We start from the raw sequence: 14,112 nt of genomic DNA on the forward strand, positions 1-14,112 counted from the left end.
GGGGAGCCGTTGGTTGTGAATACTGGACAAGCGTCCAGTTAACAACCTTGAAACACGTCTGGCAAACAGAAATGGATCGACGGCCTGCCATGTCGACGTCTATGGCAGACGAGCCTGGCCCAATGCCTCTCCCAGCGCGCTCAGCAGCCTGGCAGGTTCACGGGTCCAGTCAGTGGCATAACTGACCCACAGATGTTGCGAGTAGCGGTTCTGCACAGTGAACAGCTCACCGGGGCTGACGACAATCGACTGGGCCAGCAACGCAATGAAGACCTGGCGCATGTCCACGGGGTACGCACTCTCGGCCCACACGCCGCAGCCGCCCTCGGGCAACTGATAACGCAGCGCCCCGCCGGTGTGTTCATCCAATTGCCGGGTCATCGACTGCATGCGTCTGCCCAGCGTCTCTCGCAACGCCAGCAACTGCCTGTCCAGACGCCCGCTGCTGCACAACCTGGCGATGGCCCTTTGCCGAAGCGGCGGCAGTTCGAATGCTCGCAGGCAGAAATACTGCTGCCATCGCGTATCCAGGCTCTTGCACAGCAGGTAAGCATAGGGCGCTTCAGGCCCCATGCTCTTCTCGAATCCGCCGATGATCACTAGCCGCTGCGGGTCGATCCAGTGGCGCAGCGGAGCTTGCCCGCCAACAAACTGCAGCCCGGTGTGACTGTCGTTTTCCAGCACCCAGACCTGATGACGATTGAGCACTTCGGCGACAGCCTGGCTGTTGTTCTGCGGACGCACGCTGCCTCGCACCGGGTTCAGCAACGAGGGCAACACGACAAGCCCTATGTCATGGCCGCGCAGCAGACCGTCGAGCCGGGCCGCATCAAGGCTGCCGGTCTCGTCCAGCGGCAGTTCGATAACCCGGATATCAAATGATTGCAGCAGGCGCAGCACCCCCCAGGCACAGGGCGACTCCACCAGTACAGTGCCGCCGCGCAGCCGCAGCGTGCCGAGCACCGCCTTGAGTGCGCCGTGAAAGTCAGCGGCGACATAGACATTGTCAGCGTGCCAGCAATGCGCTGCATCGCGGGTGTAACGGGCGGCCAACGCAGTGCGAAGTTCCGGCTCGCCGAATGGCTGAAAAACCGGGTCCCGCTGACGCGGGTAATGCCTGCCCAGCTCGCGTTCCATTGCTGGCAGCGGACTGTCCTGGACGTGCAAAAGCGCCGGCTCATCGCAGCCCAGCAACACCATGCCGGGACACCGGGCGTTGTCGTACAGGGCCTGCAAAAGATCGCCGTCTGCGTCCGGCACTACGTGTCCCTGCGCACTCAAGCTGCGCGCTACCGAGTAATAACCCGATTTTGGCAGCGAATAGACGCGCCCTTCCTTTTCCAGCAATGAATAGGCGCTTTGCACCGTCGATATCGATACGTTCAGTCGCTGGGCCAGCTGTCGCAGTGACGGCATTTTCAGCGCCGGCTCGCCCTGCTGCTGGTCAACCAGACGCACCAGGTAGCGGTAGACCGCCTGATAGGCGAAATCCGTGTTGTTTTTCATGCAGGTACCCGCCGCTCAACCAGAACAGGCTTCAGAACATTGCTGCATGACCGACGCCGTTTGCAGGCAGCAGCCATGCCTAGCAACCGGATCAGCGTCCCGAGAGCATCTCGGCCACTGCCTGACCCGTCGCAGGGTCGACGGTCATGATCCGGCGCTTGTCGGGGTCGGCAGCGCGGATTCTGGCAATGATTGACTGCGGGTCGTCGAAGTTCACCCGCTGCTTGCCGTAGAGGTTGTGCAATGACTTGAGGCTCAAACCGCTGATATCCACCAGCCACTGCATGACCTGGTCCGGCGCCGTCGAACCCGACAGCGCCTTGTGCAGATCCGGCAGCGCCACCAGCATCCCTGAGTGGCAACTGCGCAGAAACGACTCCAGGCCATGGCCATGATCCACGAACGGCGAAAACAGCATGCACACCAGTTGAGTCTCGTTCAGGCCGAAGCCCTCCTGAGCGAAGCTCGATGCCAGCTCGCGGCGCGCCTCGATGCGCGCCCGACCGGCATAAGCGCTGAGCGTCTGGTCGATCAATCGCGGCGGCATCTGCTTTCTGCGCATCAGTGACGTCGCCAGTTCAAGGTATTCGGCGATCCCGTCGGCATAAGTACGCGCTTGCAGGTACTGCGCCGTCAGCCCGCGCATGTGAGCCATCAACAAAGGGTTGGCGCAATCCGATTCACTGAAACTGAACGACAGATCATCGAAGCGGAAATCGAGGAATTCGGTCAGCAGGTTCCAGTGCTCGTCCGCCTTGCAACTGACCAGATCGGCAATAGTGATGAACGCCGGCGTGCTGCTTTTTTCAGGCAGCACCATGGCTCGGCTTGCCGGCGGGCTGTCATCGTCCTCGCCGTACAGCTCGTGATAATAGGCCTGGCCAATCGTATCGATGACCTTGAGCACGCTGGCCAGCGTCTGCTTGCCCCAACTGCCCGAGTATTGCCCGGTACGCTGAGCCAGACGCATGATCCAGGTCGCGTACTGACGCTGCTCTCTGCGCGAGTCGCCACTGACCACCGCATCGACACCGCTGCCCCAGCTCAGGGCGCGCCCCAGAAACTCCGCCAGCCCGAGGTAGCAGGTGTTGCAAAACGTAGTGCGGGCGTCGCCTGCGGACAGGTGTCCACCCAGCAGCATGTCCAGCCGATTCTGCTCACGCCCCGCACTGGAAAAAGGCAGGTCCGGCTCGAAGGCCTGGGTGTACTGATTGTCGATCACCAGCATCTCGACACGCGGGTCGTCATACAGAAACAACGCTGAATAGGTGCGGTTGATGTTATCCATCACCGCAGGGGTCATGCCCGCGTGACGCCGATTGGCAACCCGCAGGTTGAACGTGGCGGGCGAGCGGCAGGCAATGCTCAACTGGGCAGCGCGCAAAAAGGCAAGCGTGTAGGCACTGTCCTTGCCACCGCCGAAAGCCACCAGCACCTTGAAGCCGGCAATCCGCTCGATCCCGCCGGCCGCAACAATCAGACGCTGGATCAACAACTGCAGCGCGGTGCGCTCTGCACGCGAGAAGTACCCCAACAAGCGTTGCAGCACTTGCTGGTAGACATAATTCATTGCCTGTTCGTGAATAGAACTCATTGTGTGCCACCTGCCTGTCGCTCAAGACATGACACGGTGCAGACAGAACATTGAACATCAAGCTGACAACCAAACTTATAGTCGCGCATGACTCATTCCCTGAGTGGTAATTACCGACGCATTATCAGCATCTTTGAAACAATTACAATAGACAGTTTGCGTTGAAAAACAGTGCAGTCCGGAGCACACTTTCAACTGATTAAACACACTGTTTAATGTGTGCAATTGAACGCAGGCGACAAACGATTTTTTTCAACTTAACAGCCCGCAACCCCAACAGCCAGGACGCTCAGGCTTTACCACAAGCGGCCGAGCACCCGTCGCTGTTAATATTTCATTCTGCCTCGTAGGAAATGATATTTATAATGCCGCCTTCACTGACAGAACTCATACACTCAAATAAACAATCCTGCCGACCCTGTTGTCGATTTTATTTTCACCCTTCATTCAAGGTTATGCACTTCTCGGCAAGCTGACAGGTGCGTCATTGACGTCGTTTAATATCTGGCGTCTCTTTTGCAATATAGAATGCAAAAAGCCTTCCGACCGGAAGGCTTTTCAATAACGAGCGCTGACCAGGAGGTGATGAATCAGACCGCCTCGACTTCCAGCACCGCACGCCCGCCAATCGGGCAGACATCCATGTAACGGTGCGCCTGCACCACTTGCTCGAACGGAAAGCTGCGCGTCTGCAACGGCGCCAGTACCTTGTCGCGAGTCATCTGATTGATGTCCTGCAAGGCACGCTGCAGCGCTTCTTGATCCTGGGTAATGCCCAGCTCGGGCTTGCCGGTGAAATTGCCCAGGCAATGCACGTAGAACTGGATGTTCTTCTGGAACGCGGCACAGGCCGGAAACGGCGTCTGATTACCACCTTGCAGGCCATACAGCACCAGACTGCCACGTGGCGCAAGCACATCGCCCATGATCGACATCTGCGGACCACCAAGGCCATCGAAGACGGCATCGACACCACGGTTGTCGGTGTACTTGTTGATCGCCATCAACAAGTCCTGTTCTTCGGTGACGACCACCTTGTCGGCCCCCAGTGACAGCAGATACTCACGGGCGTCTTCGGTCTTGGTCGCGGCGATGACCCGAGCACCCAGCGCCTTGCCCAACTGCACGAATGCAGGGCCGGAGCAGTGGCTGGCGTCGGTGACCAGTACGGTTTGACCGGACTTGATACGCGCCAGATCAACGTATGCAAAGTAAGCCACCAGATACGGCGTGTAATGCACGCTGGCCTGGACCGGCGTCAGTACATCCGGATAGCGGGTCAATGCACGGCGCGGCATGACGATGGATTCGCCGTAAACCGGGTGCTGATTGGCGTCGGCAGCAGGAAAACTGGCGACCTTGTCGCCCACTTGCAGATCATCAACACCGTCGCCCAGCGCGGTAACCACGCCAGCCATCTCATAACCCAGACCGGCAGGCAGCCGGGCTTGGGTAGACGCGAGATTTTGCCGCCAAAGAACGTCGTACCAGCTGACACCGATGGCCTGAACACGCACCTGTACCTCGCCGGTGACAGGCGACGCGACAGGATGCTCTTCGACTTTGAGCACCTCGGCCGGGCCAAACTGGTGAAAACGGATCGTGCGGGACATTTAGAACCTCGCCTGGTGAACCTTGATGCCACAAACTTTATCCGGGCATTGCCGGCAACACCATCGGTGGCTATTAATAGTCGACATGCCTGTCATCGATTGTGTCCTGTGCGCTGCACGGCGCAGCCAGACAGCGTCTGGGCGTCGATGCGCGTAATGGCCGCCATTGTTCGCATGTCGACGAAACATTGCAAGCCGTGTGGACATTCAGTAACCCCCACAGTAATTTTCGCTGCCCCCGACCCGCATTTGCTCGTACTATCGCACCCTGCTCACGTCCTCAACCGACAAATGGCCCGAGATATTCCGCATGAATCGCAACGACCTGCGTCGCGTCGACCTCAATTTGCTCATCGTTTTCGAGACCCTGATGCATGAGCGCAGCGTCACGCGTGCGGCGGAAAAGCTGTTTCTCGGTCAGCCGGCAATCAGCGCTGCGCTGTCACGGCTACGCGGCCTGTTCGATGATCCACTGTTCGTGCGCACCGGGCGCAGCATGGAGCCCACCGCCCGGGCGACGGAAATCTTCGCCCTGCTCTCCCCGGCACTCGACTCCATCTCGACAGCGGTCAGCCGCGCCTCGGAGTTCGACCCGGCGACCAGCACCTCGGTCTTCCGCATCGGCCTGTCCGATGACGTCGAGTTCGCACTGTTGCCCACCCTGCTCAAGCGTCTGCGCTCCGAAGCGCCGGGCATTGTGCTGGTAGTCAGGCGAGTCAATTACATCCTCATGCCGCCCCTGCTTGCCTCCGGGGAGATTTCCGTCGGCGTCAGCTACACCCAGGACCTGCCCGCCAACGCCAAGCGCAAAGTCTTGCGCAGGAGCAAGCCGCAACTGCTGCGCGCCGACTCGATACCCGGCCCGTTGAGCCTCGACGACTTCTGCGCCCGCCCCCATGCACTGGTCTCCTTCGCCGGCGACCTGAGCGGCTTCATCGACGAACACCTGGAAAAACTCGACCGCAAACGCCACGTCGTCCTCGCCGTGCCCCAGTTCAACGGCCTGGCCACACTGCTCACCGGCACCGACATCATCGCCACCGTGCCTGATTATGCGGCGCAGGTCCTGACCGCCGCAGGAGGCGTGCGCTCTGAAGACCTGCCGATTGAAACCAGGACGTTCGAACTGCACATGGCCTGGCGCGGCGCGCAGGATAATGACCCCGGGGAGCGTTGGTTGAGGTCGCGGATTCAGATGTTTTTTGGGGATCCGGATAGTCTTTAGGGGGCGTTGGGGAGGCTGTAGTGATGGCGCCATTGCCTTGCACAATCCTTAGGGCATTCCTCTGCTATCACTCGGCACGGGATCGTCTCGCTTGCTGGTAGCGGGCCTTCAACGCCAGGTAGCACAGGCAGCCTCCATAGCATTGGTAGATGAGGTGGAGCATGGCCTGGAACCTCATCGTTTGATTCGTTTCATGGACTCCTTGGGCACCAAGGACACACCGGAAACCCTCCAGGTTTTCCTGACCACCCACTCGCCTGTTGCCCTACGAGAACTGTCAGACGCCAACGGAAGGTGATTGTGCATTCTGCAATGGTACTAATTCTGCAGAAATACTAAAATGCGACTGATTTTTTCATTTTTGTTTTTGAAGAACAGGGAGTTCTATGTCTTTTGATGCGTTTATGAAGGTTGATGGTGTTGAGGGCGAGTCTCTTGACGATGGGCACAAAGGTAAGCGAATGGATTGAGTACCAACAAATAAAATTGAAAAATTAATCTCAAGGGTAGATGTATGACTAACCGCACATACATCACCTGGCGGGAGTGAAGAATGAAACCAACAGACGAAAACAGCACAAACTATTTGATGGTCAGTGCCGCCGCTAAAAACCTAGGGGAGCAAGCCTGTACATTAGGCATCAAGCATATTAAAAACGGCACACTGCGCTTGCAGTTCAACCGTGAAGTCGCCTATTACGCTAAAAGTATTGTTAATGATGTCTCTGAAGGTAAAAAAAGTCCTGAGCAGGGCCTAAAAGAACTAAAAGATGAACAAAATAGCTTGTTTACTCAGTCATGGGAGGTTGCCAAAAAAGGCGTTGGCGCAGTCGCCGGAGCAATGCAATTCGTAGCGGGCGCGGGCATTTGCTATGGCTCTGTAGGTACGCTGTGCCTCGTTGCCGGTGTACCAATTATGGCTCATGGTGCAAATAACGTTTATGAAAACGGGCGCAACCTTTGGGAGGGGCGCAGTGACACAGAAGGCCCAGTAAGAAAGGGGTACCAAGCAGCAGCGAAAGCAGTTGGTTACGGAGCACAAGAAGGAAATATGGCCTACGGGTCAGCCGACCTTGCGATGTCTGTATATGGTGTCACTAAGCTGGTTCTAAAACCAGACTCTTGGCGCCTATTTAGATACATTAGAACTGATTATGTTCGTGCATATAGAAACACCTCAATACCTGTATTGGTCATAGATAGGGCCGCCGACGCTATCACCGTAGACGGAATGCAAAAACAGTGAACCGACAAAAAGCTGGACGATTTTTTTCAAACGCAAGAGTTTATCTATTTGCGATTGCGTGCGCGGCTTTTCATTCAGTATGGATATTGCTTCTACTTAGTTACTTTTTTGATCTTAGCGTCTTTGCGGCTAGATTTGTAGCAACACTACTTTTTATTATAATTTCTTTTTTTTGCATTAAATTATTCCATGGAAAAATAAACAGACTTTGATTTATATAGTCTGCAATATACAGTTTTTCTTAATTAATCAGAGACTCAATAATGAGTCGATCAGTATACCGATTACGTACGCCCGCCCACGTCCAATACTAAAGTTCAAACCCCCTCCCGCCGCCGATCCTCCCTCGGGCATTTCGTAAAACGTGCTCGATAGCTGCGAGTGAAATACGACGGCGATTCGAACCCGCAGGCGATGCTCACTTCCAGCACACTCAGACCGCTTTGCCGCAGCAGTTTCCGGGCTTTCTCCAGGCGCAGGCCCAGATAGAAGTTGCTCGGTGTGTCGTTCAGGTGCAGGCGAAACAAGCGCTCCAACTGGCGCCGGGTGACGTTGATCGCTTCGGCCAGGGCCAGCGTGCTGAGGGGGCGTTCGGTCTGCTGCTCCATCTCTCCGATCACGTGCACCAATTTCTTGTTGGCGGTGCCGTAGCGCGTAGCGATCTGCATGCGTTGGTGGTCCTTGCGCGTGCGGATGCGGCCCAGTACGAATTGTTCGGACACTTGAATCGCCAACTCGGGGCCGTGCGCCTGGGCGATCAGGTCGAGCATCAGGTCGATGGACGCTGTGCCCCCTGCGCAGGTGATGCGGCGGCGGTCGATCTCGAACAGTTCCTGGGTCACGGTGAGCTGTGGGTAGGACTCCTTGAACGCTTCGATGGCTTCCCAATGCAGGGTCAGGCGATGGCCATCGAGCAAGCCGGTTTCAGCGAGCACGCAGGCGCCAGTGTCGATGGCGCCCAGGGTCACGCCTTCATGATCAAGGCGACGCAGCCATTGCTGCAGGGCCGGCGTGGCGAACTGCAGCGGTTCAAAGCCAGCCACTACTAGCAGGGTCGCGCCTTTTTTCAGCGACTCAAGCGCCGCGTCGGCGTTGACCGACATGCCGTTGCTCGACTGTACCGCGCCGCCATCGGCGCTCAGGACGTGCCAGCGGTACAGCTCGCCACCAAAGCGGTTGGCCACCCGCAAGGGCTCCAGCGCGGAGATAAAGCCGATGGCCGAGAACCCCGGCATCAGCAAAAAATAGAAATCCTGGGCCATGTCAGCGCTCTCGTCGGACCTGCAGCGTGGCACGTTGATACTCCCGTTCATGAGCGCATTCAAGGGGCAGGTCGCCGCAGTGCAAAAGCGGGTCGCTGCAGTTCGCTTCGCCGTTCTCCAGGCAGGGTAATTTGTTTCCACGGTGCACAAAGACGCCGACACCCCACAATAACAATCTGCCGAGGCCCCCTCCATGAACCGACTGATTAGCTGCAGCGTGCTTGCACTCAGCGCCAGCGCTCTGTTGAGCAGCAATGTAATGGCAACTGATGCCGCTTCATGCCAGAACGTGCGCATGGGTGTGGTGAACTGGACCGACGTGATCGCAACCAGCGCCATGACCCAAGTGTTGCTCGACGGCCTGGGTTACAAGACCAAACAGACCAGCGCTTCCCAGCAGATCATTTTCGCCGGCATCCGCGACCAGCGCCTGGATCTCTTTCTGGGCTACTGGAACCCGCTGATGACCCAGACCATCACGCCGTTTGTCGAAGCCCGGAAGGTCAAAGTGCTCGACAAACCGAGCCTGGAAGACGCTCGCGCCACCCTCGCCGTGCCGACTTACCTGGCGGACAAGGGCCTGAAGTCCTTTGCCGATATCGCCAGGTTCGAGAAGGAACTGGGCGGCAAAATCTACGGCATCGAGCCTGGTTCAGGCGCCAATACCCAGATCAAGGCGATGATCGCCAAAAACCAGTTCGGCCTGGGCAAATTCCAGTTGGTGGAGTCCAGCGAAGCCGGCATGCTCGCCGCCGTGGACCGTGCCGTACGCCGCAAGGAAGCCGTGGTGTTTTTCGGCTGGACGCCGCACCCGATGAACGTCAACGTGGCGATGACTTACCTCAACGGCAGCGACGACGCCCTGGGCCCGAACGAGGGCATGGCCACTGTGTGGACGGTCACTTCGCCGACTTATGCCGAACAGTGCCCCAACGTGCACAAATTGCTGACTAACCTGACATTCACCGCCGCCGACGAGAGCCGGATGATGCAGCCGTTACTGGATCACAAGGATGCTCTCGAGTCCGCCAGACAATGGCTCAAAGACCATCCGCAAGACCAGGCGCGCTGGCTTGAAGGCGTCACCACCTTCGACGGCAAACCGGCTGCGGCAAACCTTCAATTGAGCAGCCAATAACCTGATTTTGAACGGCCGTTTCGCGATCCTCCAGGGTCGCGAACGGCGTCATCACGCCTGTAAGGAGCCACCCATGAACCACGACGTCATCATCACCTGCGCACTCACCGGTGCTGGCGACACGACCGCCCGAAGCCCTCACGTACCGGTCACGCCCAAGCAAATCGCGGCCGCCGCGGTTGAGGCCGCCAAAGCCGGTGCCACCGTGGTGCACTGTCATGTGCGCGACCCACACACCGGTAAGTTCAGCCGCGACGTGGCGCTGTACCGCGAAGTGATGGAGCGCATTCGGGAGGCCGACATCGACATCATCGTCAACCTCACTGCTGGCATGGGTGGCGATCTGGAGATTGGCGACGGTGAGCACCCGATGGAGTTTGGTGCCAATACCGACCTGGTCGGCCCAATGACACGCCTGGCCCACATCGAGGAACTGCTGCCGGAAATCTGCACCCTCGACTGCGGCACCCTGAACTTTGGCGACGGCGACACTATTTATGTGTCCACCCCGTCGCAACTGCGCGCCGGCGCCAGACGTATCCAGGCGCTGGGCGTAAAGGCCGAACTGGAAATTTTCGACACCGGCCACCTGTGGTTCGCCAAACAGATGATCAAGGAAGGTCTGCTCGACAACCCGCTGTTCCAGCTGTGCCTGGGTATTCCATGGGGCGCACCCGCCGACACCACCACCATGAAAGCCATGGTCGATAATCTGCCCGCCGATGCGGTGTGGGCGGGCTTTGGCATTGGCCGCATGCAGATGCCGATGGCTGCGCAAGCGGTGTTGCTGGGCGGCAACGTCCGGGTCGGTCTGGAGGACAACCTGTGGCTGGACAAGGGCGTGCTAGCCACCAACGGTCAATTGGTGGAACGCGCCAGTGAAATTCTCAGCCGCTTGGGCGCACGAGTCATGACCCCGGCAGAAGGCCGCATCAAGATGGGCCTTACCAAGCGTGGCTAAAGCCTCCGAGACATAAAACCCCGTGATTGAATCACCGCACTCTTCAGGAGCGTCGCCATGAGCTTTATCACCGAAATCAAAACCTTCGCCGCTCTTGGCAGCGGCGTCATCGGCAGTGGCTGGGTATCCCGCGCCCTCGCCCATGGCCTGGATGTGGTCGCCTGGGACCCCGCGCCCGGCGCCGAAGCAGCGTTGCGTAAACGTGTCGCCAATGCCTGGGGCGCCCTGGAGCAACAGGGCCTGGTACCCGGCGCATCCCAAACTCGCCTGCGCTTCGTGGCCACCATTGAGGAATGTGTCAGAGAAGCCGACTTCATTCAGGAAAGCGCCCCGGAACGCCTGGAACTGAAACTGGATCTGCACAGCAGGATCAGCGCGGCGGCCAGGCCGAATGTGTTAATTGGCTCGAGTACGTCAGGCCTGTTGCCAAGTGACTTCTACGAAAGCTCCGCGCACCCCGAGCGCTGCGTGGTCGGTCACCCGTTCAATCCGGTGTACCTGCTGCCGTTGGTGGAAGTGGTGGGCGGCAAGAATACTGCTCCGGCGGCCATACAGGCGGCAATCAAGGTCTATGAATCACTCGGTATGCGCCCGCTGCATGTGCGCAAGGAAGTCCCCGGCTTTATCGCTGACCGCTTGCTCGAAGCGCTATGGCGCGAGGCGCTGCACCTGGTCAATGACGGCGTGGCGACCACCGGCGAAATCGATGATGCGATCCGCTTCGGCGCCGGGTTGCGCTGGTCGTTCATGGGCACCTTTCTCACCTACACATTGGCGGGTGGCGATGCGGGCATGCGCCACTTCATGACTCAGTTCGGCCCGGCGTTGCAGTTGCCATGGACCTACCTGCCGGCACCGGAACTGACCGGCAAACTGATCGACGATGTGGTCGACGGCACCACTGATCAGCTGGGTAAACACAGTATTTCGGCGTTGGAGCGCTACCGTGACGATTGCTTGCTCGCCGTGATGGAGGCGGTGAAGACTACCAAGGCCAGGCATGGCATGAGCTTTGCGGAATGACCCTCGGGAAACCGGCTTGCCTTTGCTGGGAGCTGTGAATCTTCCATCGCCCTGCAGAGCACGCCAGCTCCCTCATTTGATCAGTACTGACCCGGAATCCCCCGACATGCCTGCACTGACCACCTACACCACCCGAGTCCAACCCGACTGGGTCGACTACAACGGCCACCTTCGTGACGCGTTCTACCTGCTGATATTCAGCTATGCCACTGACGGGCTGATGGAAGCCCTGGGGCTGGATAGCGATAACCGCGAAGCCAGCGGCCACTCGCTGTTCACTCTGGAACTGCACCTCAATTACCTGCACGAAGTGAAACTCGGCGCCGAGGTTGAGGTGCATACCCAACTGATCGCCCACGACGCCAAGCGCCTACATCTCTATCACAGCTTGCATTTGGCAGGCGATGAGATGGAACTGGCTGGCAATGAGCAGATGCTGTTGCACGTAGACCTGGCAGGCCCGCATGCAACGATGTTCACCAAGGCAACGAAGGAAAGACTTGACGCTATGAGCGCTGGGCAGTCAGAGCTGCCGAGGCCCAAGCTCCTTGGTCGGGTGATTGGGTTGCACGCTGGAAAATAATCGAAAGAGCCCCCTCACTGCCAATACCTTGATCCACATCGGACTGCCCAGGCTGACACTGAAGGGTGCGTGACAAACGGCTCTCTTCAAAAACCTGGCAGGCGGACCTGCAGGGTTACTTGTCGAACTGCGCGCATCATTTGCGCAATCCATTAAACATTGGTGCGCTGCATCACGGTTTGCCATGCAAAAACAGCTTGCACTCCAACCCAACAGGCCACTATAAAATGTACATGACTAGACAGGTTCGATTCGACAAGAAAACCCAGGTGATCAATGAGCTGATCCGCCGTATCGAAAGCGGTCAGATGAGCTCCGGCGCGCTGCTTCCCGGGGAAAATCTCCTGGCCCAGGAATTCAACGTCAGCCGCGGCACGCTGCGCGAAGCGTTGTCCGAGCTCAAGCGGCGTAACTTCATTGCCACGCAGACCGGTGTGGGTTCGATCGTCACCTACGACGGTTTCAGCCTGGACCAACGTGCCGGCTGGGCCCAGGCCCTGGCGGACACGGGTGCTGGCGTGCGCACCGAAATCCTGCGCTTGGTAGCGGTGCAACGGCCCGACCTGGAAGTGCGCCTGGGCACTTCCAGCCTGGTGGCGCTGGACCGCCGACGTATCGCCGCCGATGGCAGTATCGTTTCCCTCGAGCGCGCCTTGATCCCGGCGGTTGATGGCCTGGAAAACCTGCCGCAAAACGGCCTGCTGGAACAGTCACTGACGGTGACCATGGCCGCCCACGGTTTCATTGGCGACAAGGGCGATCAGTGGATCGGCGCAGGGCCTTTGAACCGTGATGACGCCGTGCTGCTGGCACGCGAGCCCGGCACGGTGTTTCTCAAGGCCGTGCGCACGACCTTTGACCGCCGTGAACGTTTTATGGAGCACGTGGAGAGCCTGTTGGACCCCGTGCATTTTCGCCTTCATCTCGCCTTCGGATCGTCCACATGAGCGCAACCTTTCTGCAAGACCGAGGCCTGGGGGCCTTTTATGGCCTGGCCTTGGGCGACGCCTTGGGCATGCCGACGCAGTCGCTGCCGCGCGCGTTGATCCTGCAACGCTATGGCCGTATCAGTACGCTGATCGGCGCCGATGCCGACCAGCCGATCGCACCCAACATGCCGGCCGGTGCTATCACCGATGACACCGAGCAGGCCATCCTGGTGGCACAGTTGCTGGTGGCCGGCGGCGGCAGCATCGACCCGACAGCCCTGGCCCACAGCCTGATCGAGTGGGAAGCCGCGATGAAAGCCAAGGGCTCCTACGACTTGCTGGGGCCATCGACCAAACGCGCGATTGAAATGATCCTTGACGGCCATAGCCCTGAAGAGGCCGGCCGCTTCGGCACCACCAATGGCGCGGCAATGCGTATCACCCCGGTGGGCATCGCGGGCGACGTGAGCAACCGCGAGGCCTTCATGGCCCTGGTGGTGCAGGCCTGCCAGGTGACCCATAACACCACGCTGGGCATCTCCAGCGCGGCGGCGGTCGCGGCCGTGGTGTCCGCCGGGATCAATGGCGCGCCCTTGGCCGAAGCTCTGGAGACAGGCGCCGAGGTGGCCCTGAGTGCCGAACGCCATGGCCATTGGGTTGCGGGTGGGCGTATCGCCGCGCGCATTCAATGGGCCAAGGCACTGTGCGCCGACTGCACAGACGACCAACTGGCCGACCGAGTGCACGATGTGATTGGCACCTCGGTTGCCTCACAGGAATCAGTGGTCGCTGCGTTCACCCTCGCCCACCGCGTGGCGAGCAGCCAGCTCAGTCCGTTCGATGCGGTGTGCATGGCAGCCAGCCTGGGCGGCGACACCGACACGATTGCCGCCATTCTCGGTGCCATGCTGGGTGCCTGCAACGGCATGCACGCCTGGCCGGCGGCGTTGATAGAGCAAATTGATGCGGTCAACGCGCTCCACCTCGCGCCTTTGGTCGAACAACTGCTGGCCCTGCGCACCGGTTGATGGA

Annotated in this window: 12 protein-coding genes and 2 pseudogenes; 10 read left to right on the top strand and 4 right to left on the bottom strand. The window is 59.0% G+C overall.

The window, feature by feature from the left end:
• Positions 1-99: 99 nt before the first annotated feature.
• From JOE39_RS08335 to JOE39_RS08345, 3 genes are all read right to left on the bottom strand, one after another.
• Positions 100-1,506: a PLP-dependent aminotransferase family protein gene (locus JOE39_RS08335; RefSeq protein WP_210077486.1), complete on the bottom strand. Its 1,407-nt coding sequence runs from the start codon at positions 1,504-1,506 to the stop codon at positions 100-102.
• Between the two features lie 91 nt (positions 1,507-1,597).
• Positions 1,598-3,100 carry a hypothetical protein gene (locus JOE39_RS08340; protein ID WP_209996249.1) on the bottom strand — a complete coding sequence of 501 codons (1,503 nt, stop codon included), beginning with the start codon at positions 3,098-3,100 and terminating at the stop codon, positions 1,598-1,600.
• A 590-nt stretch (positions 3,101-3,690) separates the two neighbouring features.
• Positions 3,691-4,713 (bottom strand): zinc-dependent alcohol dehydrogenase family protein, encoded by a 1,023-nt coding sequence (locus JOE39_RS08345; protein WP_003347708.1) that lies wholly within the window; start codon positions 4,711-4,713, stop codon positions 3,691-3,693.
• 310 nt (positions 4,714-5,023) lie between these two features.
• On the opposite strand from JOE39_RS08345, the gene JOE39_RS08350 reads away from it, so the two are divergent.
• From JOE39_RS08350 to JOE39_RS08360, 4 genes and pseudogenes are all read left to right on the top strand, one after another.
• On the top strand, positions 5,024-5,938 hold the full coding sequence (locus JOE39_RS08350) for a LysR substrate-binding domain-containing protein (protein WP_003347707.1): 915 nt from the start codon (positions 5,024-5,026) through the stop codon (positions 5,936-5,938).
• 22 nt (positions 5,939-5,960) lie between these two features.
• Positions 5,961-6,218: pseudogene (locus tag JOE39_RS08355) on the top strand (AAA family ATPase); the annotation flags it as partial.
• Positions 6,219-6,324: 106 nt separating this feature from the next.
• Positions 6,325-6,393, top strand: a pseudogene (locus tag JOE39_RS26310) (Hcp1 family type VI secretion system effector); the annotation flags it as partial.
• Between the two features lie 134 nt (positions 6,394-6,527).
• Positions 6,528-7,184, top strand: coding sequence for a DUF4225 domain-containing protein (locus JOE39_RS08360; RefSeq protein WP_210078648.1), 657 nt, complete (start codon positions 6,528-6,530; stop codon positions 7,182-7,184).
• A gap of 317 nt (positions 7,185-7,501) precedes the next feature.
• Here JOE39_RS08360 and JOE39_RS08365 read toward each other — a convergent pair whose 3' ends face one another.
• A complete protein-coding gene (locus JOE39_RS08365) occupies positions 7,502-8,446 on the bottom strand; it encodes a GlxA family transcriptional regulator (protein WP_210078647.1) in 945 nt (314 codons plus the stop codon).
• Between the two features lie 193 nt (positions 8,447-8,639).
• Between JOE39_RS08365 and JOE39_RS08370 the strand changes: the two genes are divergently transcribed.
• The 6 genes from JOE39_RS08370 to JOE39_RS08395 all read left to right on the top strand — a co-directional run bounded on the left by JOE39_RS08370 (position 8,640) and on the right by JOE39_RS08395 (position 14,108).
• The gene (locus JOE39_RS08370; RefSeq protein WP_210077484.1) at positions 8,640-9,584 is read left to right on the top strand and encodes a choline ABC transporter substrate-binding protein; all 945 of its coding nucleotides are present in this window, start codon (positions 8,640-8,642) and stop codon (positions 9,582-9,584) included.
• Between the two features lie 73 nt (positions 9,585-9,657).
• A complete protein-coding gene (locus JOE39_RS08375; protein ID WP_032662161.1) occupies positions 9,658-10,545 on the top strand; it encodes a 3-keto-5-aminohexanoate cleavage protein in 888 nt (295 codons plus the stop codon).
• A gap of 57 nt (positions 10,546-10,602) precedes the next feature.
• Positions 10,603-11,568: an L-carnitine dehydrogenase gene (locus JOE39_RS08380; RefSeq protein ID WP_074909434.1), complete on the top strand. Its 966-nt coding sequence runs from the start codon at positions 10,603-10,605 to the stop codon at positions 11,566-11,568.
• A 106-nt stretch (positions 11,569-11,674) separates the two neighbouring features.
• Positions 11,675-12,151, top strand: coding sequence for a thioesterase family protein (locus tag JOE39_RS08385; protein ID WP_032662163.1), 477 nt, complete (start codon positions 11,675-11,677; stop codon positions 12,149-12,151).
• A 227-nt stretch (positions 12,152-12,378) separates the two neighbouring features.
• A complete protein-coding gene (locus JOE39_RS08390; protein ID WP_003411152.1) occupies positions 12,379-13,098 on the top strand; it encodes a GntR family transcriptional regulator in 720 nt (239 codons plus the stop codon).
• A complete protein-coding gene (locus tag JOE39_RS08395; RefSeq protein ID WP_024683109.1) occupies positions 13,095-14,108 on the top strand; it encodes an ADP-ribosylglycohydrolase family protein in 1,014 nt (337 codons plus the stop codon). Before JOE39_RS08390 ends, JOE39_RS08395 begins: the two co-directional genes overlap by 4 nt.
• Positions 14,109-14,112: the final 4 nt, after the last annotated feature.

The sequence above is a fragment of the Pseudomonas sp. PvP100 genome (assembly GCF_017833055.1).
GTDB classification, from domain to species: Bacteria; Pseudomonadota; Gammaproteobacteria; order Pseudomonadales; family Pseudomonadaceae; genus Aquipseudomonas; species Aquipseudomonas syringae.